Annotated in this window: 31 protein-coding genes and 1 pseudogene; 29 read left to right on the plus strand and 3 right to left on the minus strand. The window is 62.9% G+C overall.

The annotated features are described in order from the left end of the window. Positions 1-66: 66 nt before the first annotated feature. The 23 genes from CAG18_RS01625 to CAG18_RS27215 all read left to right on the plus strand — a co-directional run bounded on the left by CAG18_RS01625 (position 67) and on the right by CAG18_RS27215 (position 15321). A complete protein-coding gene (locus CAG18_RS01625; RefSeq protein ID WP_085720006.1) occupies positions 67-381 on the plus strand; it encodes a DUF2190 family protein in 315 nt (104 codons plus the stop codon). A gap of 35 nt (positions 382-416) precedes the next feature. Beyond that, positions 417-767 carry a hypothetical protein gene (locus CAG18_RS01630; RefSeq protein ID WP_256573332.1) on the plus strand — a complete coding sequence of 117 codons (351 nt, stop codon included), beginning with the start codon at positions 417-419 and terminating at the stop codon, positions 765-767. Then, entirely contained in the window at positions 742-1305 is a 564-nt protein-coding gene (locus CAG18_RS01635; protein WP_085720011.1) for a hypothetical protein, read from the plus strand. Before CAG18_RS01630 ends, CAG18_RS01635 begins: the two co-directional genes overlap by 26 nt. Continuing rightward, complete coding sequence (locus CAG18_RS01640) at positions 1302-1862, plus strand: phage baseplate assembly protein V (protein WP_085720013.1); 561 nt, start codon at positions 1302-1304, stop codon at positions 1860-1862. The genes CAG18_RS01635 and CAG18_RS01640 overlap by 4 nt, the downstream gene beginning before the upstream one ends. A gap of 7 nt (positions 1863-1869) precedes the next feature. Further along, positions 1870-2172 carry a hypothetical protein gene (locus CAG18_RS01645; RefSeq protein ID WP_085720015.1) on the plus strand — a complete coding sequence of 101 codons (303 nt, stop codon included), beginning with the start codon at positions 1870-1872 and terminating at the stop codon, positions 2170-2172. Positions 2173-2231: 59 nt separating this feature from the next. After that, positions 2232-2441 carry a hypothetical protein gene (locus CAG18_RS01650; RefSeq protein WP_085720017.1) on the plus strand — a complete coding sequence of 70 codons (210 nt, stop codon included), beginning with the start codon at positions 2232-2234 and terminating at the stop codon, positions 2439-2441. Between the two features lie 4 nt (positions 2442-2445). Further along, positions 2446-2772: a GPW/gp25 family protein gene (locus CAG18_RS01655; protein WP_085720019.1), complete on the plus strand. Its 327-nt coding sequence runs from the start codon at positions 2446-2448 to the stop codon at positions 2770-2772. Next, a complete protein-coding gene (locus CAG18_RS01660; protein WP_085720022.1) occupies positions 2769-3749 on the plus strand; it encodes a baseplate J/gp47 family protein in 981 nt (326 codons plus the stop codon). The genes CAG18_RS01655 and CAG18_RS01660 overlap by 4 nt, the downstream gene beginning before the upstream one ends. Further along, positions 3746-4468 (plus strand): phage tail protein I, encoded by a 723-nt coding sequence (locus CAG18_RS01665; RefSeq protein WP_085720025.1) that lies wholly within the window; start codon positions 3746-3748, stop codon positions 4466-4468. The genes CAG18_RS01660 and CAG18_RS01665 overlap by 4 nt, the downstream gene beginning before the upstream one ends. Beyond that, complete coding sequence (locus CAG18_RS01670) at positions 4465-5151, plus strand: phage tail protein (RefSeq protein WP_085720027.1); 687 nt, start codon at positions 4465-4467, stop codon at positions 5149-5151. Before CAG18_RS01665 ends, CAG18_RS01670 begins: the two co-directional genes overlap by 4 nt. Positions 5152-5158: 7 nt before the next feature. Then, positions 5159-5899: a hypothetical protein gene (locus tag CAG18_RS01675; protein WP_085720029.1), complete on the plus strand. Its 741-nt coding sequence runs from the start codon at positions 5159-5161 to the stop codon at positions 5897-5899. 7 nt (positions 5900-5906) lie between these two features. Then, positions 5907-6368, plus strand: a complete 462-nt coding sequence (locus CAG18_RS01680) for a hypothetical protein (RefSeq protein WP_085720031.1) — start codon at positions 5907-5909, stop codon at positions 6366-6368. Between the two features lie 91 nt (positions 6369-6459). Further along, positions 6460-7638 carry a phage tail sheath family protein gene (locus CAG18_RS01685; RefSeq protein ID WP_085720033.1) on the plus strand — a complete coding sequence of 393 codons (1179 nt, stop codon included), beginning with the start codon at positions 6460-6462 and terminating at the stop codon, positions 7636-7638. 12 nt (positions 7639-7650) lie between these two features. Then, positions 7651-8160: a phage major tail tube protein gene (locus tag CAG18_RS01690; RefSeq protein ID WP_085720035.1), complete on the plus strand. Its 510-nt coding sequence runs from the start codon at positions 7651-7653 to the stop codon at positions 8158-8160. 32 nt (positions 8161-8192) lie between these two features. After that, complete coding sequence (locus CAG18_RS01695) at positions 8193-8492, plus strand: phage tail assembly protein (protein ID WP_085720037.1); 300 nt, start codon at positions 8193-8195, stop codon at positions 8490-8492. 126 nt (positions 8493-8618) lie between these two features. Further along, complete coding sequence (locus CAG18_RS01700) at positions 8619-11648, plus strand: phage tail tape measure protein (protein ID WP_085720039.1); 3030 nt, start codon at positions 8619-8621, stop codon at positions 11646-11648. A 9-nt stretch (positions 11649-11657) separates the two neighbouring features. Next, a complete protein-coding gene (locus tag CAG18_RS01705) occupies positions 11658-12503 on the plus strand; it encodes a phage tail protein (protein WP_085720041.1) in 846 nt (281 codons plus the stop codon). Continuing rightward, on the plus strand, positions 12478-12684 hold the full coding sequence (locus CAG18_RS01710; RefSeq protein WP_178075685.1) for a tail protein X: 207 nt from the start codon (positions 12478-12480) through the stop codon (positions 12682-12684). Before CAG18_RS01705 ends, CAG18_RS01710 begins: the two co-directional genes overlap by 26 nt. Positions 12685-12744: 60 nt before the next feature. After that, complete coding sequence (locus CAG18_RS01715; RefSeq protein ID WP_085720047.1) at positions 12745-13797, plus strand: phage late control D family protein; 1053 nt, start codon at positions 12745-12747, stop codon at positions 13795-13797. 26 nt (positions 13798-13823) lie between these two features. After that, a complete protein-coding gene (locus CAG18_RS01720; RefSeq protein WP_085720049.1) occupies positions 13824-14372 on the plus strand; it encodes a glycoside hydrolase family 19 protein in 549 nt (182 codons plus the stop codon). Beyond that, entirely contained in the window at positions 14369-14872 is a 504-nt protein-coding gene (locus CAG18_RS01725) for a DUF2514 domain-containing protein (RefSeq protein WP_085720051.1), read from the plus strand. The genes CAG18_RS01720 and CAG18_RS01725 overlap by 4 nt, the downstream gene beginning before the upstream one ends. 12 nt (positions 14873-14884) lie before the next feature. Beyond that, a complete protein-coding gene (locus CAG18_RS01730) occupies positions 14885-15094 on the plus strand; it encodes a hypothetical protein (protein ID WP_085720053.1) in 210 nt (69 codons plus the stop codon). Between the two features lie 20 nt (positions 15095-15114). Beyond that, complete coding sequence (locus CAG18_RS27215; RefSeq protein ID WP_085720419.1) at positions 15115-15321, plus strand: hypothetical protein; 207 nt, start codon at positions 15115-15117, stop codon at positions 15319-15321. Here the strand turns inward: CAG18_RS27215 and CAG18_RS01740 are convergent. Continuing rightward, positions 15284-16003 (minus strand): SOS response-associated peptidase family protein, encoded by a 720-nt coding sequence (locus CAG18_RS01740; RefSeq protein WP_085720055.1) that lies wholly within the window; start codon positions 16001-16003, stop codon positions 15284-15286. The two genes, CAG18_RS27215 and CAG18_RS01740, sit on opposite strands and share 38 nt — an antisense overlap. A gap of 103 nt (positions 16004-16106) precedes the next feature. Here CAG18_RS01740 and CAG18_RS01745 point away from each other — a divergent pair, with 103 nt between their 5' ends. Together CAG18_RS01745 and CAG18_RS01750 are read left to right on the plus strand one after the other, a co-directional pair. Further along, positions 16107-16535: a LexA family transcriptional regulator gene (locus tag CAG18_RS01745; protein ID WP_061305543.1), complete on the plus strand. Its 429-nt coding sequence runs from the start codon at positions 16107-16109 to the stop codon at positions 16533-16535. Beyond that, a complete protein-coding gene (locus CAG18_RS01750) occupies positions 16525-17799 on the plus strand; it encodes a Y-family DNA polymerase (RefSeq protein ID WP_084850717.1) in 1275 nt (424 codons plus the stop codon). Before CAG18_RS01745 ends, CAG18_RS01750 begins: the two co-directional genes overlap by 11 nt. Before the next feature lie 422 nt (positions 17800-18221). Here CAG18_RS01750 and CAG18_RS27425 read toward each other — a convergent pair. After that, a pseudogene (locus CAG18_RS27425) lies at positions 18222-18590 on the minus strand (integrase). A gap of 146 nt (positions 18591-18736) precedes the next feature. Here CAG18_RS27425 and CAG18_RS01765 point away from each other — a divergent pair. Further along, on the plus strand, positions 18737-19096 hold the full coding sequence (locus tag CAG18_RS01765; protein ID WP_085720059.1) for a DUF6713 family protein: 360 nt from the start codon (positions 18737-18739) through the stop codon (positions 19094-19096). Positions 19097-19135: 39 nt separating this feature from the next. Here CAG18_RS01765 and CAG18_RS01770 read toward each other — a convergent pair whose 3' ends face one another. Next, entirely contained in the window at positions 19136-19810 is a 675-nt protein-coding gene (locus CAG18_RS01770; protein WP_085720061.1) for an SOS response-associated peptidase, read from the minus strand. A 490-nt stretch (positions 19811-20300) separates the two neighbouring features. Between CAG18_RS01770 and CAG18_RS27005 the strand changes: the two genes are divergently transcribed. The 3 genes from CAG18_RS27005 to CAG18_RS01780 all read left to right on the plus strand — a co-directional run bounded on the left by CAG18_RS27005 (position 20301) and on the right by CAG18_RS01780 (position 21538). Continuing rightward, positions 20301-20456 carry a hypothetical protein gene (locus tag CAG18_RS27005; RefSeq protein WP_158090330.1) on the plus strand — a complete coding sequence of 52 codons (156 nt, stop codon included), beginning with the start codon at positions 20301-20303 and terminating at the stop codon, positions 20454-20456. Between the two features lie 307 nt (positions 20457-20763). After that, positions 20764-21096 carry a hypothetical protein gene (locus tag CAG18_RS01775; protein WP_085720063.1) on the plus strand — a complete coding sequence of 111 codons (333 nt, stop codon included), beginning with the start codon at positions 20764-20766 and terminating at the stop codon, positions 21094-21096. Between the two features lie 130 nt (positions 21097-21226). Then, positions 21227-21538: a hypothetical protein gene (locus CAG18_RS01780; protein WP_085720065.1), complete on the plus strand. Its 312-nt coding sequence runs from the start codon at positions 21227-21229 to the stop codon at positions 21536-21538. Positions 21539-21598: the final 60 nt, after the last annotated feature.

Genomic DNA, 21598 nt, shown 5'->3' on the forward strand with positions numbered 1-21598 from the left:
CCGCAGACCCCACTCAAACACCCCGCTTAGGCGGGGTTTGTTGTTTCTGGACAGGAGAAAATGGCCATGGCCAAGAACTATGTCAGCACCGGCAGCAGCATCACCTTGCGGGCGCCCACCGGTGGCTCGGTCGCGGGTGTGCCCCAGGTGATCGGCGCCCTGGCAGTGATTCCGCTGCAGAGCGGCCCGAAAGACACCCTCATTACCTATCGCACCTGCGATGCCTGGCGCGTGCCGTCGACTGCAGGTCTCAAGGCCGGCGCCAAGGTCAGCGTGCTGGCTGGGGTGTTGGTCGCTGATGGCACCGCCGACTCGCTGCCCTACGGCAAGCTGTTGAGCGACACCGTCGACGGCTTCGCCGATGTGTTGATTGTGCAGTGATGCGTAGGCCGAGCTTTCGCGAGCGAATGGCCGTGATGAGTGCCCGAATCCTTGATCGCGTGGGCGACCGCGCGACCTTGGAGGACGGTACCGCGATCATGGGCACCTTCGACAACCCGTTTCTTGATCCGCAGTTTGGCGGCAAGAGTGGCGGCAAGGGTCGCGGCCTGGCTACCCAGGTCGACGCGGCTGAGCTGGGCGAGCCGCGTTTTTCGGTGCTGGCTGATGTTGCCCAGCGCTTGCCCGAGGGGGAGGCGCTGACCATCGAGCTGCCGCCGGCCGAGGGTGGCGGTCGCTATACGGTGGTGCGCCATGAGCCAACCGGCGACGGCATGGTCGCCCTGGTACTGGAGCAAGAGCATGCACGAACCGCCGATATCTTCTGACGACCCGCCGGTGATCCCCAGCGAGTTGAAAGAGCTGCACGACGTAATGACCGCGACCATGCGGGAGCGCTTGCCGCTGTTCCAGGTGGTCGAGGCCTACCCGAAGCTCAAAGAGGGCATGAAGCTGCCCGCACTGCTGTACGCGGCGACGAACTTTGCCCCAGGCATCAAGCCTGGCGATGGCCGGTTGTGCATCAAGGTGACGTTCGAGGCGGTGGTGCTGCTGGAGTCCAGCCGGGCGCTAGCGCCGCTGCAGGCGGCCATTCTGGCGGCCAAGGTCATGCAACTGCTCGATGACCAGTATTGGGACCTCGACTTTGTCGGCGGCGTCGAGAACGTCGAGGCCATGCCGGCCGAGGCGGTGCCGGAGCTGGTGCGGTGTGTCGGCTGGGCGTTGCAGTGGCAGCAGGACGTTTACCTGGGTGACACCACTTGGCCTTGGGAGGATCAGCCGCCGGGCACGTTGCTGTTCGCCTTCGACCCCGATAGCGGACCAGGCAGCGAACATCAATACCAGTCACCGGAGGCCATGGCATGAGCTATGTGGCTGGGCAGCTCGACCGGCTGTTGGCCGGCCTGGTGATTCCTTGCTATGTGGTGGGCGTCGACCTGGCGGCCGCCCGGGTGCGCGTTTCCGATGGCGGCGACTGGACCAGCGCCTGGGTGCGCTGGCATGCCCTGGCCGCCGGCAAGGCTCGCCACTGGCGTGCGCCAAGCCTGGGCGAGCAGGGCGCGCTGGTCAGTCCGAGCGGCGAGCCGGCACAGGGCACGTTCGTGCCGGGCCTGTATGGCAACGCCGGACCGCCGCCGGATAACCGCGACCATGTCGAGGTGTGGCGGTTCGATGATGGCGGATCGCTGGTCTACGACTGGCAGGCCAAGAGTTACACCATCACGCTCCCCAGCGGCACGGCCAAGGTCAAGGTTGGCGGCAGCGAGGTGGTCGTTACGGATAACGCGATTGACGCCAAGTCCGGCGCGGTCACCATCACCGGCCCCGTCACCATCAATGGCCCGTTACTCGTAACGGGCGATATCAATGGCGGCGGCCGAATCATCGACACGGCCGGTAACACGGCCAATCACAAGCACTGAGAACGTCATGAGCCAACTTGAAACGCTGCCGGCGAAGCCTGACCGCTTCACGGTGGCCAAGCTGATCGAGCATCAGATTGACCAGGTGTATGACCGCTTTCGCATGCGCCAGGCCTGGGAGCGCGTGGTGGCCAACATTGATCCGGCCGAAATGGCCGAGGGCATGTGTATGGCCCTTTCGCACGGCGGTTTCACGCGCAAGCAGGCGGCGCCGCAGGTCACGCTGAACATATCGGGCAACGTCGACCCCGAGGTGCTGGCCAGCACGCTTAAGAGTGCGCTGACCGGTGGAGCGACGGCGACCCTGTAACCCCACCATCAACCCCTAAAGGCCCGCCTTCTGCGGGCTTTGTCATTTCTGGAGGGCCTATGGCTACCAAGAAACCTGCGGACGCCGCGACCACCGCGCCGGCGGCCGTGACCTACCGCGACAAAACCTACACCTCGCGCGTGCTGATCCTGGGCCAGCGTGAGCTGAAAGTGGCCGGCGGCCAACTGCAGATCGAGGAGGGCGACACCGAGGCGCTGGCCTATCTGGATGCGCGCTCCGACTTCGAGCGCCTGACCCCGGCGGGGTAAGGCCATGATCGGGCTGGATCGTCGCACCGGGCAACCGCTATCCGGCGTGGCCCACCTGAAACAGTCCATTGAGGACATTCTGACCACTGCTGTCGGTAGCCGGCGCATGCGGCCGGAGTACGGTAGCCACCTGCGCCGTTACGTCGACCTGCCGGTTAACGAAGGCTGGAAAAGTGCAGTGCAGGCTGAGGTGGCGCGCGCCCTGGGGCGCTGGGAGCCGCGCTTGAAACTGGAGCGTGTGCGCGTGGTGGCAGTGGTCGGCGGGCAAATCACGCTGTCGCTGTCTGGTGCCTATCTCGGCGACGGCGTTGTACTTGAGGTGAGTGCATGATTGACCTGTCTTTGCTTCCCCCGCCTGATGTGGTGGAAACCCTGGAGTTCGAGACGCTGTATCAGGAGGTGTTAGGCATCTTCCGGGCTCATATGGACGATCAGTGGACCGCGTTGTTGGAATCCGACCCGGTGGTCAAGCTGATCGAGACCATGGCCTACCGCGAGCTGTTGATGCGTGCTCGAGTCAATGATGCGGCCAAAGCTAGTCTCCTGGCCTATGCCAAGCGCGCAGACCTGGATAACCGAGCGGCCGACTACGGCGTGCAACGGCTGACCATTCGGGCAGCTGATCCTGACGCGGTGCCGCCGGTGGAAGCGATCATGGAGGGTGACGATGAGCTGCGTTACCGCACGCGATTGTCGCTTGAGGCGTTATCGGTCGCAGGCAGCAGCGGGGCGTATGAATACCACGCCCTGAGTTCGTCGGCTGATCTGGCGCACGTTTCCGTCGATTCACCCCGTTTTTCCGGGGTGGCGGTAAGTGATGCGGTTAGGGCGCAGTTACCGGCCGGGGCCATCGTGGTGGTGTGTGACTACGCCGCCGGCCTGGACAGCCCGCTGCCTGGCGACGTATCGCTGACTGTTCTGGCGGGGCCGAACAGCACTACGCCCTCGGCGCAGTTGGTGGCCGGGGCTCTGGCCGCTTTGTCGGCGGAGGATGTGCGGCCGGTGACCGACCGCCCGCGTGTCCAGGCCGCAATCCCCACTGACTTTATGGTGGAGGCAGTGCTTTGGGTGGAAAACGGGCCTGACCCTAACGTTGTCCTGGCGGCAGCGCGGGCCAGCCTGGATGCCACCATTGCCGAGGCTCGGCGTCTCGCGGGTCAGTTGCCGCTTTCGGCGGTCTATGCCGCATTGCACGTGGCGGGAATCAACCGTGTGGACCTGGTCAAGCCCGTGGAAGGGGTGGTGTGTGACAAGCGGCATTACCCGCGCGCTACGTCGATCACCCTGACCACGAAGGTGGTTACATGAGCCTGCTGCCGCATAACGCCACGCTCCTTGAGCGAGCGCTGGAGGCGGCCAGCGAGCTGGGGGTAGACCCGGGGATCATCCGGGGAGTGGCGGACTCGGCACGCTGCCCGCCTAGTTTCCTGCCGTGGCTGGGCTGGGCACTCAAGGTCGAGGGCTGGGAAGCGGCGGATGCTGAGGAGCAGCAGCGCGACCTGATCCGCGAGGCCATCCCGGTGCACAAGACCAAGGGCACCGTTGGCGCGATCCGACGGGTGCTCAAGGCCGTGCGGGTTAACGCCGAGTTCAAGGAGTGGCGCCAGATTCCGAATGCCGCGCCGTACACCTTTCAGATCACCGCGTGGGCGAACGATAACCGGGGCGGTGAAGGCTCGATTATCTCGCCGCAACTGGGCGAGCGGTTGCGTGCCTTGGTCGATGCGGCAAAGAACGAGCGCAGCCACTACGAATTCCGCCTTGGCGCGCGATTCGATGGTGGCCTGGTGCTTGCCAATGCCGTGCAAGCACGCACGCTGCAGCGCCGAACGATGGAGCCGGCGCCGGTGCCGCTCGATCCCTCGGCGCAAGCACTGCAGCTTGCCAATGCCGCCAATGTGTTCGGTGTTCACCGGCGTACAGCCGAAGCACAGGGCGTTCCAATCAACGCTGAATCGGGCCTTGTCGCCGCCAACGCGGCCCAGGGTTACGTCGTCGTGCGCGGCACGATGGAGGCTGTTCTATGAGTACTGCTTTACAACCTGTCATTACCAAGGCCGGCCTGGCGGCGATCTTCAACGCGACCAATTCAGGCTTTCAGGCTGAAATCACCCACATCGTTGTCGGTACCGGGAACTACACCCCGAGCAACGAGCAGAAGACCCTGCGAAACCAGGTGGCCAAGTACCCGATTGCGGGCGGCGAGAAGCTGACCAGCACGCTGTTGCACCTGACCGCTGTCGCGGATGGCCCCGCCGCCTTCTGGGTCCGTGAAATCGGCTTTCTGCTAAGCGATGGCACCTTACTTGCGGTCTGGTCGCACGCCACCGAGGCGCTGGCGTACAAGCCCGCCGGTGATCAACTGCTGCTGGCTTACGACCTGTCGCTGTCGGCCCTGCCGGCCAATAGCGTGACGATCAACACCACGGCGGCAGGGCTGAATCTGTCCTTGGCCGAGCCGCTGGCGGCGCTGGCGGCCTCGCTCATGGGCGAGCAGCTGCGCAACTTCCAGCAGCAAGAACAAATCACTGAGCTGACGCGGCTGCAGCGCATCACCAGCGAGCAGCTGGGGCGGCTGCAGGTACGCATGACTGAGGCCGAACGCGTACATGCCGTTGACCATGAGGGCCTGCTGAGCATGGGTATTAGCGCGGCCGATTCGATCCTCTCCACCCAAACCCAACTGACCAAACATATTTACGGAGCATGAGAACCCTATGAGTCTCGAAACCGAAATTGCTGCGCTCACCTCGACAGGCAAGGCCCTGATCGACACGTTCAACGGTAAAAAGGCAGGCATCGATTCGGCGCTGGCCGCTGCTGTAGCCGCCGCCCCGGCCATCAGCCGCACTTTCTACATCGACCAGGTTGCGGGCGATGACGCGGCGGCAGGCACCCAGGCCGCCCCGCTGAAAACCCTCGGCCAGGCCATTGCCAACACGCCTGGTGGCGGCGTGCTCGATGCCGTTTTGCTCAGTGACTACGCCCATGAAACGACCTCGATCATTACAAGCCGCCGGGTCACGATTCGCGGCGACAGCGGCGCGAGCAATACTCGCAAGCTGATCCTGAAAGACTTCCCGGTGGCCGGCGCTGGCACCAAGCGTCTTGGCTCTTTCCAGATTGCCCGCTCGTCCAGCCTGGACTTCGCGGACTTGACGCTGGTTCTGCCGGACAACGCCGGGCTTAACCTGCCGCTCGATGGCTACTACGCCATGATGTACGCGGGCGGCAACACCATGCCCGGGTTTGCATCCATCAAGTTCTACAACTGCGTTTGGGCGTTGACCGGGACCTTTGCCGGGAAAATCTGCGGCGCAAGCTGGGCCTCCCTGAGCCTGACGGCAATCAACACTACTTTCCCAACAGCCTTGGAGGGATCGATTGTTCATTCCGTACCTGCCCTCAAGGACCCGAATACCATTCCTTGGCTGCTGACCAACATTTCGAGACTGTGAGGCTTACATGCGCAAAGAATCCCTGAACATCACGTTTGAAGGCTCCAACTACAACGGCTTCGACTACGCCCGTCTGCCGATCGGCGCGGCCCGCCTGGCGGCTGCCCAGCAGATTGACGAAGCGGCGGACTCGGCCCGCACTGCGGTCGTGGGCAATAACCTGCGCGTGATCGAGTACCAGCTGACCGAGCAAGAGGCGACGGCGTTCAAGGCCGCCGGCTTTGAGGGTGAGGTGCCGGCCACTGTCCAGGCCTGGGTCGATGCGGCCGGGCTGACTCCACAGGCGGCGACCGAGAACATTCTGGCCGAGGCGGCTGAATGGAAAGGCGCGCTCTACACCATTCGCGCGGCGCGCCTCAAAGGCAAGGTTGATGCGCTCAAGGCGGCCACCCATGACGAGGCCGAGGCTATCGCGGATCACGCCATTGCGGCGATCAATGCCAGCGTCGTAGGCGTCGGCAACGCCTGACCCTCTCGTCACCCCTTGAGCGCCCCGATTATCGGGGCGTTTTCGTTTCTGCAGGGCCGCCCAGTGCGGCCCTTTCTTTTGGAGCTATTCCATGGCTGGATTCTTTCACGGCGTTACCGTAACGAACGTCGACAACGGCGCGCGCACCGTCGCCATCCCGTCGACCTCGATCATTGGCCTGGTTGACACCTTCACCCCCGGCCCAGGTGCGGAAAGTACCCCAACCGCGAAGGCGAACGAACTGGTGCTGGTCACCAGCTTGCGCGAAGCCGTCGCGGCTTGGGGGGCTGATTCGGCCATCACCAAGGCCTGCGAGGCGGTCTACGCCCGCGCCAAGGCGGTGATCGTCGCCTGTGGCGTGACCAAGGTGGAGGATGCGGCCGCGCAGACCTCCGCGATCATCGGCGGTGTGCTGGCCGATGGCACCCGTACCGGCCTGCAGGCGCTGCTCGATGGCAAAAGCCGTTTCAACGCCAAGCCGCGGCTGTTGGTGGCGCCCAAGCACAGCGCGACCCAGGCGGTGGCTACCGCGCTGGTGGGCCTGGCTGACAAGTTGCGTGGTCTCGCCATCATCGACGGACCTGGCACTACTGACGAGGCCGCCCAGGCCTACGCCGCCGAGTTCGGTGCTCGGCGCGCGTTCATGGTCGATCCGGGCGTTAAGTACTGGGACACCATCGATTCCGCCACGGTGGATGCGCCGGCCTCGGCCTGGACCGCCGGCCTGTTCGCCTGGACCGATGCCGAATATGGCTTCTGGGCATCGCCATCGAACAAGGAATATGTCGGTGTCACCGGCACCACCCGCTCGGTGGAGTACCTGGACGGCGACGAGACCTGCCGGGCCAACCTGCTCAACAACTCCAATATCGCGACCATCATTCGCGATGACGGGTACCGCCTGTGGGGCAACCGCACGCTGTCGAGTGATCCTAAGTGGGCCTTCGTCACGCGCGTGCGGACCATGGATATCGTCATGGACGCGATCCAGTACGGCCACAAGTGGGCGGTCGACCGCTCGATTACCGCGACTTACGTCAAGGATGTGACCGAGGGCCTGCAGGCCTTCATGCGCGACCTCAAGAACCAGGGCGCCATTATCAACTTCGAGGTGTATGCGGACCCCGAGCTGAACACCGCCAGCCAGCTGGAGCAGGGCAAGGTGTACTGGAACATCCGCTTTACCGATGTGCCGCCGGCGGAGAACCCGAATTTCCGCGTCGAAGTTACCAATCAATGGCTGACCGAAGTTCTCGACTCGGCTGCATAAGGAGCGTTTTACATGGCAATGATTCCCGAAACCCTGGCCAACATGAACCTGTTCGTGGACGGCATCAGCTTTCAGGGTGATGTTCCCAGCCTGACCCTGCCCAAGCTCACCCTCAAGATGGAGGAGCACCGTCCCGGCGGCATGGATATGCCGATTGAGATGGACCAGGGCATGGAGAAGCAGGAGGCCAGTTTCACCACTACCGGCGTGCGCCGCGAGTCGCTGAAGTTCTTTGGCTTGGCCGACGGTACCGCCTTCAACGGCGTGTTCCGGGGCGCCTTCAAGGGACTCAAGGGCCGAATCACCCCGGTGATCGTCACCCTGCGCGGCAGTCTCAAAGAGGTCGACATGGGCGACTGGAAGGCCGGCGACAAGGCCGAGATCAAGCACGCCGTCAGCCTGACCTACTACAAGCTGGAGGTCGACAACCGCCTGGTCTACGAAATCGACGCCCTGGGCATGAAGCGCGTCATTGATGGCGTCGACCAGATGGCCGAGCAGCGCGCCGCGCTCGGCCTGTAACCCCCTTTCCTCGAATTTAAGGACGTACCCGCATGACTACCAAGAAAACCCCGGCCTGGCTGAGCCTGTCGGCCGACCGCGTTACCGTAACGCTGAGCAAGCCAGCCGAACTGAACAGCGTGATGGTCGACACCATCACCATGCGCTCGCCGACCGTGCGCGACGTTCGCGTGGCGCAGCGGGGCGCAGGCGACGATGACGAACAGCGCGAGCTGAACCTGTTCGCTTCGCTGGCCGAGGTCAGCGCCAAGGACCTGGAGGGCATGGACCTCAAGGACTACACCCGTCTGCAGATCGCGTATTTTCGCCTGGTGCAAGACGACGACGTTTGATGCGGCCACGCAGAAGCGGCTGGCCAAGCGGCTGGCCAAGGAGCTGAATTTCTCGGCCGCTGAGATATCCGGCATGTCCTTCGCGGACATGCTGTGGTGGCTCTCGGACTGAGCAGGGGGTAACCGATGGCAAAAATGCAGCTAGCCCTGGTGATCGGGGGTGCCGTCGCATCGTCGGTCGGCGCCGCGTTCAAGAACGTCGAAGGGCGCATTTCCAAGCTCGAGCAGAAGGGCAATAAGGCCAAGGTGCTCAAGAGCACCATTGGCGAGACCATGAAGCTGCAGGCCGAGTGGAAGCGGGCGCACGACGCCGGCGCCGCCGGCGCCGACAAGCTGCTGCGCAAGCTCAATGGCAACCTGGATTCGCTGCGCAAGCAGGGCGTCGAGGTCGGCCGCCTGAGCCGCGAATATCAGCGCCTGGCCCGCGAGGCGAAAGGCGCCGACCTGCAGCTCAAGGGTCACCAGCAAATCGACACCGGCCGCTCGGGGCTCAAGTCCAACGCGGCAGCGGCCGCTGTGGGCGTGGGCCTGGCGGCCGTGCCGACCAAGATCAGCGCCGACTATCAGGCGATCATCCGCGACATTGCGATCAAGGCCGATGCGGTCAACAAGCCCGAAGAAGTGCAGCTCAGCCGCACCGTGATTCAGACGGCCAAAGACACCGGCATGGGCCGCAATGATGTGGCTGACCTGATCAACCAGCTGGTCGGCGCCGGCATGGAGCTGGACAAGGCCATGGCCTACGCGCCGACGGCGGCCAAGTTCGCAGTCGGCCAAGGCGCCTCGGGCGTCGACACGGCCAGCATGATCATGGCCCTGCAGCAGAACGCCAAGATCAGCGACCCCAAGGTCATGCAGCAGGCGCTGGAAGCAATCGCCTACCAAGGGCAGGCGGGCAGCTTCGAGGCCAGCGACATGGCCAAGTGGTTCCCGCAGCTGCTGGCCGGCATGGAGAAAAACGGCAGTACCGGCCTGGATGCGGTGACCTCGCTGGGTGCCATGCTGCAGGTTCAGATGAAGACCGCCGGCAGTTCGGACGAAGCGGCGAACAACTTCAAGAACTGGATGGAGAAAATTGGTTCGGGCGAGGTGGTCAAGGCTTACAGCGATGTGGGCATTGACTATCAGGACTCGCTGAACACTGGCCTGCAGAAGGGCATGAGCGTTATTGAATCTTCCATGGCGCTGGCCATGAAGTACGTCGAGGCGACCGACCCGGCCAAGGCGAAGAAAATCAAAGAAGCCCAGGCCAACATCGACAAGGAAGTCGACCCGGAAAAAGCCAAGGCGGCGCTGGAAGCCCTGGAGAAAACCCTACGCACCGGTGACCTGTTCGCCGACATGCAGGTCAAGGCAGCGCTGACCGCGTATGCGCAAAACCGTGGGCTGTATGCCGACCTGAAAACCGATTCGCAGAAGGCGACGGGCATTCTGGATAAGAACTTGGCCGAGCGCCGCGAAACATCGTCCCAGCAATGGGCCGAGACGGCCCAGGCGGTTGACGATGCCATGCGCAGCATTGGCGATGCCATCCGCCCGGCCACCGACATGGCGGCCAAGGGGCTGACGGCGGTTGCCCAGGGCATCACCACGCTGTCGGACAAGTTCCCGGCGGTGATCATGGGGCTGGCAGGGTTGGCTGCGGGCATCAGCGGGTTGCTGGCTGTCCGCAGCGGCGCCAGGGTTGCGCGGGGCGCGTTCAACGTCGCGCGGGGCCGCGCCTGGAGCGCTCGAGGAGGCGGCAAGCTCGAGGAGGCCCCGGCTGAGGCGGCGCTAACCAAGACCGGCAATCGTGTGCTGGACGCCGGCATGGGCGCGCTGGGCAAGGTGTTCGGCGTGCCGGCCAGCAATGACCCGGCCCCAGGCGTCGGCAGCGAGCCGCAGCGCGTGTTTGTGGTCAATGCCGACGCTATCGGCCGGCCTGGCGGTAGCGTGGCTAATTCGGGTCCTGCAGAGGCTGGTAGCCGTCGTGCGCGTCGTCGTCGCCGGCGCCGTGCTGGGACAATGGCCGATGCGCGCCGCGCGCCGGGTGCGCCAATGGCCGGCGTGGCGGCGCTCGCTGGCGCAGCGGAGGCGGCCGGTGAAGCGAACAAGCTGGGGCGGATGGTGCGCAGCGTGCGCGGCATCACCCGAGCCGCTGGCAAGCTGCCGGGTGGCAAGCTGATTGATGCGGTACCGGGCGCGCTCGATGTGGCGCTTAACGCCGAAACCAAGGACGAAAAGGCCGAGGGTTACGGCGGGGTGGCGGGCGGCATGGCCGGCGCCATGGCGGGTGCGGCGGCTGGTGCGGCGATTGGCTCGGTGGTGCCGATCATTGGTACCGCTGTCGGTGGCGCCATTGGCGCAGCCCTCGGTGGCCTCGGCGGTGAGTCTGTCGGTGGCTGGCTGGGCAAGAAATGGTTCGGTGAGGAACAGCCTGAGTCGGACCAGGTCGCAAGCGCTGAGCCAGCGGCACAGCAGGGCGAGGCGCAGGCTGCGATGCCGGCACCGGTGGTCAAGGGCCTGGCCCCGGTGCCCGCCATGCCTGCGCCGGCGGCCGTCACCACCCGGCCTGCCGCGCCGTCCAAGCCGGTCGACCAGATGGCTGACGCCGAGGTCGAGCAGGCCTATGCCAAGCTGCCGAAGTTCGCCCAGCGCGACCTATTCGACGGGGTTGGCGGGTTCGGTGGTACCGGCGCGGGCCTGGGCGAGGGCTTCGCCCCGACCTTGACGCTGGATGCCAAGCCCGCCAAGCCGCGCCCTGCGCCGCCGGTGGATCAGACCCAAGCGCTCGGCATGGCTGTGCGCGAGCTGCAGAAGGTGCCGCAGCTGCCGCCCTCGATTGCCCCGGTGGTTTCGCAGGTGGTCAAGGGTGGCGGTGAGCCTGGCGCCATGGGCGATGTGGTGCGTTCCCTGGTGGCATCGGTGCAGCCGCCGGCGGCGACCCTCCCGGCGGCTAAGTCCGTCGAGAAGGCCAAGCGCGAGCCGGCGAAGGTTGACCAGTCGTTTACCTTCGCACCGAACATGCCCATTACCGTGCATGGTGATGTGAAAGACCCCAACCAGATCGTGCGCGAGGCCGAGCAGGCGCTGCGCGTGATGTTTGAAGGGTTCCAGCGCGAGGTGGCGGCCCGCCAGGCCTCGGTTAGCTTGTTTGATGCGGCGGATGTCGCTTAAGGAGGTGCCATGGCCTACATGGAGCTGATGGGCTCGACGCTGTCGGCGCTGGTGGCGGCTGGCCAGGCCGGCCGTACCAGTCTCGACGGTATGCTGGGCCCGCTAAACGGGGCTGTCCGTGACATGACGGGCGCCGCCTCAGAGCTGGAAAGCCTGCCGATTATTGGCCCGATGGTGGGTGAAAAGCTGCAGCGCACCATGCGGCAGATCAATGCGGCCCACTCCGCAGTGGGGCAGGTGGCGGCGAAGTACAGCCAGGCCGTTTCGGCGGCCTCCCAGGTGGAGCAGCGCCTGGGTACGCTCAAGGAACAGGCGGCCAAGGCCGGGGCGGCGGTCAATCGCATTGGCGGGAAGCTCAGCCCAAGCCTGGGCAATATCTTCCCGAGCAGTGTGCTCGGCGCCGACATGACGCCGGCGGCCGAGGCGGTGAAGCCGTTCCCGCATCTGCTGATCATCCAGCCGCAAGACCCGAAGCTTAAGCCCTACTACTTCAACCTGGACACGGCCGCGTTTGATGAGCTGACGCGCAAGACCGCGTTCCGCTGGGCCGGGCAGGAGCGCCTGACGCGTGAGATTGCGCAGCAGGCGGTGGGGCAGGGTGAGGACAAGCTGACGATCAAGGGTGCGATCTTCCCGCTGTTCCGGGGCGGTATCGGCCAGCTGAACGAGTTGCGCAGCATCGGCCGGCGCCTGCAGCCGCTGACCCTGACCACGGGTTACGGTGAGGTGCTGGGTACCTGGTGCCTATTGAGCGTGGACGAGGAGCAGGGGGCGCTGCTACCTGGCGGCATCCCGCGCAAGCAGGGCTTTAACCTGGAGTTTGTCGCCTATGGCAATGACATGCAGAACGTCTGAGGGCGACCTGCTCGACAGCCTGTGCCACGCCTACTACGGCACCCTGGTGGGTACCGTCGAGGCGGTGTTGCAGGCCAATCAGGGCCTGGCCGAGGAGGCGCAGCCGTATCGCGCCGGCGTGCTGATCTACCTGCCCGACCTGACAGCGGCCGAGACCGAGCAAGTCACCTTGTGGGATTGATCCCGCGTTACGCGTAACTAACCCCGCCCTGTGCGGGGTTTTTCTTTCTGGAGCATTCCCATGAAGCCCGTTTTTCAAATCGTCGCGGATGGCAAGGACATTACCGCGCTGATCAATGATCGCCTGTTGCTGCTGCGCACCTCGGACAAGCCCGGCATGGAGTCGGACGAATTCGAGCTGCGCATTGACGACCGCGCCCAGGCCGTCACGTTGCCCTCGCGCGGGGCCAAGATCGAGGTCTTTCTAGGCTACAGCGCGCAGGCCATGGCGCGCCTGGGCAGTTACACCGTGGACGAGGTCGAGGTGACCGGCCCACCGGACACCATCACCCTGCGCGGCAAGGCCAGCGACATGCGCGGCAGCGGCAAGACCACCCGCAGCGGCAGCTGGGAGGATGTGGCACTGGCCAAGATCGTCAGCGATGTGGCCGCCCGCAATGGCTGGGAGCCGGGCTGCACGGTGCAAACCAAGGTGCTGCGCGTCGACCAGCGCAACGAATCCGACTTCAATTTCATCACCCGCCTGGCCAAGCAGTACGACTGCACCGCCAAGGTGGCCAGCGGCAAGCTGGTGGTGCTGCCGCGCCAGGGCGGGCAGAGCGCGAGCGGCAAGGCAATCGGTACCGTCACCATCAGCCGCGCCGATGTGAGCCGCTATTCGTTCCGCCTGGGCGACCGCAGCACGCAGAAGGCGGTGAAGACCCAGCACCAGGACAAGGCCACCGGCAAGTTGAACGTGGTGGAGCTGGGCAACGACGACGCCCCCGCCGGCCTGCCGGGCGTGCACACCGACCGCCATATCTACCCCAACAAGAGCGCCGCCGAGCAGGCCGCCAAGGCGCGGCTGGCCGCGTTCAACCGCAGCACCGCCGCCGTGCGCCTGGAAATGGTTGGGCGTACCGACCTGTTTGCCGAACGGACCATCAACGCCCAGGGCTTCAAGAACGGGCTCGATGGCGAGTACCTGGTGGACAGCGTGGAGCAGGTGTTTACCGCCTCGGGCTGGACCACCACCGTCGAATGCAACGGTGGCAAGAAGGGCAAGGCCAAGGCCAAGGGCAAGAAGACGAAAACCGACAAGCCGCTCAAGACCGTGGACGTAGGACCCGCGTGAGCGACCATCATTAGGAGCAAGAGACCATGAGCGTTACCGCACAGCAGCTGCTGCAGATTCTCCCGAACGCCGGCCCGAAAGCCGGCGTTTTTGCACCCGTCCTCAATGCCGCCATGGGCGCGCGCGGCATCGTCACGCCGGCGCGGCAGGCGGCGTTTATCGCGCAAATCGGCCATGAGTCGGGCCAATTCCGCTATGTGCGCGAGCTGGGCAATGACAAGTACCTGGCCAAGTACGACACCGGCACGCTGGCGGCGCGCCTGGGCAACACGCCGGCCGCCGATGGCGATGGCCAGAAGTATCGCGGCCGGGGCCTGATCCAGATTACCGGCCACGATAATTACGAGGCCTGTGGCGAGGCGCTGGGCCTCGACCTAGTCAACCAACCTGAGCTGCTGGAGCTGCCGCAGCACGCGGCCGCGTCGGCGGCTTGGTACTGGCAATCGCGCGGGCTGAACACGCTGGCGGATCGCGGCGATTTCGTCGGCATCACCCGCAAGATCAATGGCGGCGTCAACGGCATTGCCGACCGCATGGCGCTGTGGGAAAAGGCCCGCAAGGTGATGGGCGTATGACCGGCCCTAATCCGCGCCTGGCACTGCTGATACTGGTGCTAGGCCTAGCGTCCCATTGGGGCGTCTACCTGCATGGCAGGGCGGTGGAACGCGCCGAAGCCGCCCGTGCATCAGCAGAGCGTGACAGCAGCGACCGTCTGGCCGAGGTGATCGGCGAACAGGGCGCCCGAAAGGAAGAACAGCGACGCGCCCAAGCGCAGGAGGAGGCAAGAGCCCATGCCCAAGAAGAAAGAACGACTGCTGACGCTGGCAATGCTGGCGCCGATGCTGCTGGCCAGCGGCTGCGCGACCAAGGTGCCAAGCTCGCCGCCGCCGTCAGTTGCCCCGCCACGGATACCGCCGCTATCGCCCGAGGCCAGGCAGCCACCCGCGCCGCCATGGTGCTCTCCGAACTGCGCGACCGGGCTGATGCACGAGCGGGAGAGCTGGCGAAAGCTTATGACCGAGCCAGAATAGCCGGGCAGCTATGTGAATCGTCCTATAATGCTCTGGTCCCATAGCTGGAGCAGACGATGAAACGAACGTTGGAAGGCATAGCTCTCGCCGGCGAACCCCTGCTTCGTCAAGCCTTGGAGGCTATACGTGAGCATCGAGCAGCCGAGGAGAATGGTGCGTCCATTGAAGAAGTTGAGCGCCTAAGTCTGCTGGCCGACTCGCTTTACAATGCGGCCATTGACTACCAGCTGGTCGCAGCTGGTCAGCCACCATCCACCATCCAATGACACCCGCCACGGGGATGCAAATGAGCGACAAACCGCCACCCCTGTTACCCGATCACCCCATGTACGGCGATGCTGTGGCTGCGATGAAGCGGTACCACGAGGCTCAGGCGGCAGGCGAATCTGCCGAAAAGGTCGAGCGCTTGCGGCTAATTGCCGAATCGCAGTTCCAGGCGGTAACCGACTACCAGCTCAGAGCTCTAGGTCGCCCTGGCGGTTCTGTTCACTGACCGGCTCAATCAGCTCATGGCCTTGGTTCTTAACATTCCCCACGGCCTTGCCAACTGGAAACCATCGGAAGTCTTGTGCTCGCCGGCATCCAACCTCGACAATGGCTTCCAAGCGTTCGCCTGATGTGGCTGGATCCAGCCATTCCTTAGCGGTTTCAGGCGAGAGCACCAGGGGTTTTCTGTCGTGGATGTCGACCAGGCCTTGATCAGCAGCGGCTGTGATGACAACAAATCCATCCCGCTCATCTGGCTCTAGACCCTGATGTACTTCTGCGAGTGCGGCAAAAAATAGAGGTCCGCCATCGGCGCTCGTGATGTAGTACGGCTGCTTTCGCTTCGGGTCTGCCGGATCTGGAACCCATTCGAACCAGCCATTTGCCGGCGCCAAAGCCCTTCCGTTCGGCCACAGAGCCTTGAAGAATTTTCCCATCACCACCGTCTCAGCCCGGGCATTGATCGGGTCCGGGCGTTTCCCCTTCGCCCAGATAGGCGACCATCCCCACTTGACCCTATCCACGCTCAACCCCTCGTCTACTCTGCGGATGACCTCGACGCGGGTCGAAGGTGCCACATTGAAGCGACTGATCGGTTCATGGTCGTAACCATTGATTACGACCAGATCCAGCGATAGCTGTCGCAGGTAGTGATCCATCGACTCATAGATCGAGTACCGTCCGCACATAATTTCCCCTCTCGCCCGTCAGAATTTTCATCGCCCAGGATTGACCGAGCAGCTGATGCCGGATTTACTGTATATGCATACAGTTTGCTTCGGACCTTCCACCATGACCATCACTTTCTTGGGTACGCCAACCGGCGGTACCGAACCGCTTCCGCTGTATTCGTTTCGCGTGCCGGCCGGATTCCCGTCGCCTGCTGCGGACCACCTGGAAGGCCATATTTCCCTTGATGAGTTATTCGACCTCCGCGCGCCCCATGTGTATCTAGTGAAAGTCGAAGGCGACAGCATGCAAGGGGCAGGGATCTACTCCGGTGACATCGTCATCGTCGATCGCGGCCGCGAGGCTGAACACGGCGATGTGGTGATTGCCGCAGTTAACAGTGAGCCGGTTTGCAAGCGCCTGCACCGGCGCGATGGCGTGGTCATCTTGAAGTCCGAGAACCCAGCATATCCGCCGCGATACATCATGGAAGGCGACGAGCTCGTGATATGGGGCGTTGTGCGTTACAGCGTTCGTGACCATGCGCAGTGACCAGGTGTTTGCGCTGATTGATTGCAACTCGTTCTACGCTAGTTGCGAGCGTGTGTTTCGGCCGGACCTGGCCAAGACCCCAATCGTCGTGTTGAGCAACAACGACGGCTGCGTGATTGCCAGATCCTACGACGCTAAGCCATTTGTGAAGATGGGCGAGCCGTTTTTCCAAGCGAAGGAAAAGCTGCGCCGACACGGCATCATGGCCTTCAGCAGTAACTATGCGCTCTATGGCGATATGAGCGAGCGTGTCATGACGCTGATCGAATCGATGGTGCCAGCAACAGAGGTCTACAGCATCGACGAGTGTTTCGCTGACCTTTCCGGTATTCAGGAAAACCTGACCCAGTTCGGACGAAAGCTGCGCTCGAGGATCTTCCAGTGCACGGGGATTCCTGTGGGTGTCGGGATCGCCGGAACCAAGACGCTTGCGAAACTGGCCAATCACACCGCCAAGCGCCTGCTGGCGCAGACAGGTGGCGTCGTCGACATCACCGATCCGTTCAAGCGCGATTGGGTGTTGCGCAATACCGAGGTGAAGGAAGTATGGGGCATTGGTCGGCGTATGACCGCTCACCTTGAAGCGATGGGCATCCGCACAGCCATGGACCTGGCCAAAGCTGACGCCTGGACACTTCGCCAGAAGTTCAGCGTTGTGGTTGAAAAGACGGCCCGAGAGCTCGCTGGCACACCATGCCTTGAACTTGACGAGGCCGAACCGCCGAAGCAGGAGATCTGCTGCAGTCGGATGTTCGGAAAGCGGTTGACCGAGCTGGCGCCGATCAAACAGGCCGTGGCCACTTATGTTGGCCGCGCTGCGGAGAAACTGCGGGCTCAAGGGTCAGTGTGCAAGCGCATGCGGGTCAGCATCCGCACAGGCATGTTCAATCCGGAGGAGGCGCATCACGCCCAGGGTGCGCTGGTGGAGCTTCCTTACCCAACCTGCGACACGCTGCTGATGACTCGACTGGCCACCGATGCGGTCGGGAGGATCTTCAGGCCTGGGTTCCGCTACAGCAAGGCCGAGGTGCTGCTGATGGACCTGCGGCAACCAGGTGAGTTTTCAGAGGATTTGTTCGCGCTCAAGCAATCGGTGGCATGTGACCGGCTGATGCAGGTGATGGACAACATCAATGAGCGCTGGGGGAGGGGGACGATGCGAGCCGGCAGCGTGCCGGCGACACCGGACTGGGGGATGAGGAGGGAGATGATGAGCCAATCCTACACAACGCGTATCGATCAGCTGTGGACGGTTAAATGTTGAGCTTGCCATCGGCCTGGCTGGCCGAACTCAATGACCAGCACGCACTGATAGCAGATCCTGATGGCCGGGCCACGGTGCTTACGGAATTGGCGGTATCTGCCCACCGGCGGTGTGACGTTGACGCAGACCAGTTGGCTGACATGCTGGAGTTCGCCGAGTCGGCGAGATTGTGGGCGCTCGAGCATGACCAGCCATGCGGCCCGCTGCGCGTCGATCTGGGTCGACGAGGCGCTGAGTGAAGCGATAGCCATCCGCATGCGATACCAATTCTGATACCAATGATGGGGTATCGTAGGGTACTGGAGGGGCATTTAGTCCAGCAAAATCAACCCTTTATCACCGCCGAACACCCCTAAGAAATCGCATGGTGATGTTGGCGGTAGAAATCAAGTGCTTGTCCTGCGGGGGTTCCAGAGGTGTATTTAGGCCATCTCGTCAGTTTTGGGCCCATTTTGGGCCAATCCGACTCGGGGCGGCAGCTTCTCCAGCTCCCTCCAGTCCGAGGAGGAGCTGATCCATTTCGCGTAGGTAGAAAGCAACATCTCGACGCTGTGACCAAGCTGGTTCGCGATGAACGTGGGTTCATCCCAGACATCAGGCATAGGGTGGCGTAGGTGCGGCGGGTGTCGTACTGACGGCGTTCACGGATGTTCAGCGCCTTGGGCGCCGATTTGAAGTGGCGGATTGTAACACTTGGTTCGTTGATCCACAGCCCACCTTTGCTCGGCTGGAACAGAAATGGGCGGATCGGGTGCGCTGGCTTCGGATGCCATGCGCTGGAGAGTTGCCATCCTCTGGGCCTGCTGGATGGCATTCAGCGCGCGCTCGTTGAGCAGCACTGATCTGCAAATACTTCCAAGCGTCGCATAGAGGCGCGAGATATCATCGTCAGCGCTTTTCGCAGGGATGATCACCACTAGCTGAAGGGATTGCTTACATGGAAAGAAGCTATTTCGTAACGATGCTTGCACTGATTCTTCATCAAATAGATGCCGCGTATTGGCAGGAATGGGAGATGTTTTTCCTACCGGGTGGGGTACAGGGCTTCCTCCTGTTCAATATCTTGGCAATACCCGTGTTGCTGGTTGGTTATCGAAGCGTGTTGCTGGGTACGGTTAACGCGGTGTTCTTCGCCAAAGTTTGTGCCTGCCTAGGCCTGATCACGTTCCTTATCCATGCCGGCTTCGGATTGGCTGGATATCACCAGTTTCACCTGCCTGCTTCGATCTCCATCCTCATTCTGTGCTTGGCCAGCTCTGTATGGCTGATGGCAGGGATACGGTCCTCATCGCAATGATCGCAGGCGCCGCGCTTACGATCCTGCATCGCTGCGCATTCAAATCATACGCTGAAGCGGGTTCATCAGCTCGGCACCTTGGTTACGCACATTCCCCACGGCGATACCCACCCGGTACCACTCGAAGGCTTCGGCCGGCTCACCCAGGTTGAGCACCAGTTGTTCTGCGCGCTCGCTGGGCATTGCTGCCGCGATCCACTCGTACGCCAGTTCTGGAGGCAACACGACAGGCCGGCGGTCGTGAACGTCGACCATTCCGCCCTGAGCGTCGGCGGTAATGATGACGAATCCGTCGTGCTCGGTGCCGGTGAACTGGCCGATCGAGGCGCAAAGGGCAGGGCGCCCATCCTGGCGGCGGATGTAGTACGGTTGTTTCTTCGGCCCACCTTCATCAACCCATTCGTACCAGCCATCGACAGGGGTGATGGCCCGGTGCGGCCAGATCGCCCGGAAGAATGGGCCATGCGCCACCTTCTCGACCCGCGCGTTGATCGGCGCAGCGCGATTGGTTGCCCAGTGCGGCCGCCATCCCCACTTCACCAGGTCCGCTCGTGGGCCTGCGTCATCCATCCGCAGTACTGCCACCGGCGTGGTCGGCGCGATGTTGTACCGGCCAAGCGGCTGGTCGCCGACGTTGTTCCGCCAGGCCTCTGGCAGGCTCAGGGTTTCAACGAAGTCATGTATGCCACGGTACTGGCTGAGCCTTCCGCACATATTCGCTTCCTCCGAAACCATGAGCATAGGCCAGGGCATGGTTCCTCGGGCACATGGCAGCAGGGGGCCGAGCATGGACGGAGCGACCCTGATCGGATGTGTCACGGTTTTGGAACAGCAATTGCTTCGACCCTGGGGCATTGATCATTCGGGGAACGCAAAAATGACTCAGGATGACCGCTATTACATGGCCTTCGTTGTGGTTGCCGTACTGCTCCTGGATCTGGTGGCGACACTGGTGTTCCTGAAGGCCATCGCCTGACCCCGATTGTGGGTTCAGCCCCCCGGAATCGGGGCACCAGCAGGAAGACAATCCGGTCTGGGTCGGGTTTTGCTCGCGCTCTGGCGGGTTCATGGCCATACGGTACCGGAATGTCCTGCGCATGAAATCGCTGGCAAGAAGACCAACGGCCGGCCCCTGCCTGAACATCCCTCCTTTGTGCGGTCCAACGTAAGCAAGGCCTGGTTTCACCTGGCCGGAGGTCCGCACATGAAACGCAAGACTGCATGGGTCGTAGTGTTGTCAGGGTTGCTGCTGCTCGGTGGTTGCTGGCCATATTGGCACCACGGTGGGCATCACGGCGGCGGCCATCACCGGCATTTCAACGATGGACACCATGGTGGTCAGGACTACCGCCGCTATTGATGCAGGCAGCAATCCCTTCCGCTAGCGGCCACGCCTGTGCGAACACACTGCAAGACTACGCATGCTCGCCCAGGCTGGCCTGTCTGGAACTTGCTTATCCATGAACGAAGGTTAACTTCGCGGGGAAAGCTCGCCCTGAAACCGATATAGCAAACAAGCATATTGCCCGGCTGACGTTGAGCAGTAACATGGGCAAACAAAAACCAAAAAAAGGCATGCGGCTTGGCAACACTTTCCCAAGTTAATCGATGGGGCGGCAGGAGCGTGTCGCGTGAAGAGCTCAAGATCGGTAGCAGGTGCAATACTGATGTCCACTTTCGCCACACTGTTCATGGCAGGCTGCGCACATGACCCCGATGTGCGTGAAGGCCATGGGTATGCGGCCGGGGCCACGGAAAGAAGTACGCCGGCGTACCTGGGATGCGTCAAAAGCGAACTTCAAGGGAATGTGAAAACCTACCAGGTTGATGGCGATAACTCGGTCAGACTGTTCGTCGATAGTACCGACCCCGACAAGGCGGGTGGCATGGTCGAGGTGCGGGGCACGGGTAACCAGCGCCAGTTCGCGGTCTATCAACGCGATGCCTGGTACGACCATGGCAGGCTGCTGGACGCCGCGCTGATGTGTTCCAAAGCATGATCAACTGACCCTCGTGAACAAAAAGCCCGCCCTCGAGAGCGGGCTTTTTGCATTTGCCGACCCCAGCGGCAATAATCCGCTCATTTGAACGGAGAGCACCAGGTTGGAAGCAAGAAGCGTTGTCGCGGAAATGTTCATTGGAATGCCGACGCATTTCTGGGTGTTGCCGGTTGCCGGCCTGGTCGCCTGGTTCGGCCTGAAATGGGCGGAGCAATCCGATAACCGCGCCACCATGCTGCGGGCCGTGACCTACCTGCTGCTCATCGCGTTGGCGGTGTTGCCCAACGGCTTTTATGCGCTGTTTCCCCCGACGCCCGACATGCCCGAGCTGTTGTTGAATCGTGAACCGCTACCCAACTACGAAGGCCGCTTCTATCTGGATGCGTTCTACGTGTTCAGTGGGTGGGCACTGAGCAAAGTGGCAAAGCTCAAGTTAAACTAGGGAAACGCTGAACGAGCCGCTCGAAGGCCAGCACCGAGCGGCCTACTGTCTCATGTTGCT

Source organism: Pseudomonas sp. B22(2017) (genome assembly GCF_002113105.1).
GTDB classification, from domain to species: domain Bacteria; phylum Pseudomonadota; class Gammaproteobacteria; order Pseudomonadales; family Pseudomonadaceae; genus Aquipseudomonas; species Aquipseudomonas asiatica.

Excerpts from the sequence above, each read along its gene's own strand:
- CAG18_RS01650 (WP_085720017.1), top strand. The coding sequence starts at position 2,232 with ATGGCTACCAAGAAACCTGCGGACGCCGCGACCACCGCGCCGGCGGCC.
- CAG18_RS01690 (WP_085720035.1), top strand. The coding sequence starts at position 7,651 with ATGGCAATGATTCCCGAAACCCTGGCCAACATGAACCTGTTCGTGGAC.
- CAG18_RS01660 (WP_085720022.1), top strand. The coding sequence starts at position 2,769 with ATGATTGACCTGTCTTTGCTTCCCCCGCCTGATGTGGTGGAAACCCTG.
- CAG18_RS01740 (WP_085720055.1), bottom strand. The coding sequence starts at position 16,003 with ATGTGCGGACGGTACTCGATCTATGAGTCGATGGATCACTACCTGCGA.
- CAG18_RS01640 (WP_085720013.1), top strand. The coding sequence starts at position 1,302 with ATGAGCTATGTGGCTGGGCAGCTCGACCGGCTGTTGGCCGGCCTGGTG.
- CAG18_RS01675 (WP_085720029.1), top strand. The coding sequence starts at position 5,159 with ATGAGTCTCGAAACCGAAATTGCTGCGCTCACCTCGACAGGCAAGGCC.
- CAG18_RS27215 (WP_085720419.1), top strand. The coding sequence starts at position 15,115 with ATGAGCGACAAACCGCCACCCCTGTTACCCGATCACCCCATGTACGGC.
- CAG18_RS01720 (WP_085720049.1), top strand. The coding sequence starts at position 13,824 with ATGAGCGTTACCGCACAGCAGCTGCTGCAGATTCTCCCGAACGCCGGC.
- CAG18_RS01715 (WP_085720047.1), top strand. The coding sequence starts at position 12,745 with ATGAAGCCCGTTTTTCAAATCGTCGCGGATGGCAAGGACATTACCGCG.
- CAG18_RS01625 (WP_085720006.1), top strand. The coding sequence starts at position 67 with ATGGCCAAGAACTATGTCAGCACCGGCAGCAGCATCACCTTGCGGGCG.
- CAG18_RS01695 (WP_085720037.1), top strand. The coding sequence starts at position 8,193 with ATGACTACCAAGAAAACCCCGGCCTGGCTGAGCCTGTCGGCCGACCGC.
- CAG18_RS01680 (WP_085720031.1), top strand. The coding sequence starts at position 5,907 with ATGCGCAAAGAATCCCTGAACATCACGTTTGAAGGCTCCAACTACAAC.
- CAG18_RS01700 (WP_085720039.1), top strand. The coding sequence starts at position 8,619 with ATGGCAAAAATGCAGCTAGCCCTGGTGATCGGGGGTGCCGTCGCATCG.
- CAG18_RS01630 (WP_256573332.1), top strand. The coding sequence starts at position 417 with ATGAGTGCCCGAATCCTTGATCGCGTGGGCGACCGCGCGACCTTGGAG.
- CAG18_RS01685 (WP_085720033.1), top strand. The coding sequence starts at position 6,460 with ATGGCTGGATTCTTTCACGGCGTTACCGTAACGAACGTCGACAACGGC.
- CAG18_RS01655 (WP_085720019.1), top strand. The coding sequence starts at position 2,446 with ATGATCGGGCTGGATCGTCGCACCGGGCAACCGCTATCCGGCGTGGCC.
- CAG18_RS01725 (WP_085720051.1), top strand. The coding sequence starts at position 14,369 with ATGACCGGCCCTAATCCGCGCCTGGCACTGCTGATACTGGTGCTAGGC.
- CAG18_RS01745 (WP_061305543.1), top strand. The coding sequence starts at position 16,107 with ATGACCATCACTTTCTTGGGTACGCCAACCGGCGGTACCGAACCGCTT.
- CAG18_RS01780 (WP_085720065.1), top strand. The coding sequence starts at position 21,227 with ATGTTCATTGGAATGCCGACGCATTTCTGGGTGTTGCCGGTTGCCGGC.
- CAG18_RS01730 (WP_085720053.1), top strand. The coding sequence starts at position 14,885 with ATGAAACGAACGTTGGAAGGCATAGCTCTCGCCGGCGAACCCCTGCTT.
- CAG18_RS01705 (WP_085720041.1), top strand. The coding sequence starts at position 11,658 with ATGGCCTACATGGAGCTGATGGGCTCGACGCTGTCGGCGCTGGTGGCG.
- CAG18_RS01635 (WP_085720011.1), top strand. The coding sequence starts at position 742 with ATGCACGAACCGCCGATATCTTCTGACGACCCGCCGGTGATCCCCAGC.
- CAG18_RS01710 (WP_178075685.1), top strand. The coding sequence starts at position 12,478 with ATGGCAATGACATGCAGAACGTCTGAGGGCGACCTGCTCGACAGCCTG.
- CAG18_RS01665 (WP_085720025.1), top strand. The coding sequence starts at position 3,746 with ATGAGCCTGCTGCCGCATAACGCCACGCTCCTTGAGCGAGCGCTGGAG.
- CAG18_RS01775 (WP_085720063.1), top strand. The coding sequence starts at position 20,764 with ATGTCCACTTTCGCCACACTGTTCATGGCAGGCTGCGCACATGACCCC.
- CAG18_RS01770 (WP_085720061.1), bottom strand. The coding sequence starts at position 19,810 with ATGTGCGGAAGGCTCAGCCAGTACCGTGGCATACATGACTTCGTTGAA.
- CAG18_RS01645 (WP_085720015.1), top strand. The coding sequence starts at position 1,870 with ATGAGCCAACTTGAAACGCTGCCGGCGAAGCCTGACCGCTTCACGGTG.
- CAG18_RS01750 (WP_084850717.1), top strand. The coding sequence starts at position 16,525 with ATGCGCAGTGACCAGGTGTTTGCGCTGATTGATTGCAACTCGTTCTAC.
- CAG18_RS01765 (WP_085720059.1), top strand. The coding sequence starts at position 18,737 with ATGGAAAGAAGCTATTTCGTAACGATGCTTGCACTGATTCTTCATCAA.
- CAG18_RS27005 (WP_158090330.1), top strand. The coding sequence starts at position 20,301 with ATGAAACGCAAGACTGCATGGGTCGTAGTGTTGTCAGGGTTGCTGCTG.
- CAG18_RS01670 (WP_085720027.1), top strand. The coding sequence starts at position 4,465 with ATGAGTACTGCTTTACAACCTGTCATTACCAAGGCCGGCCTGGCGGCG.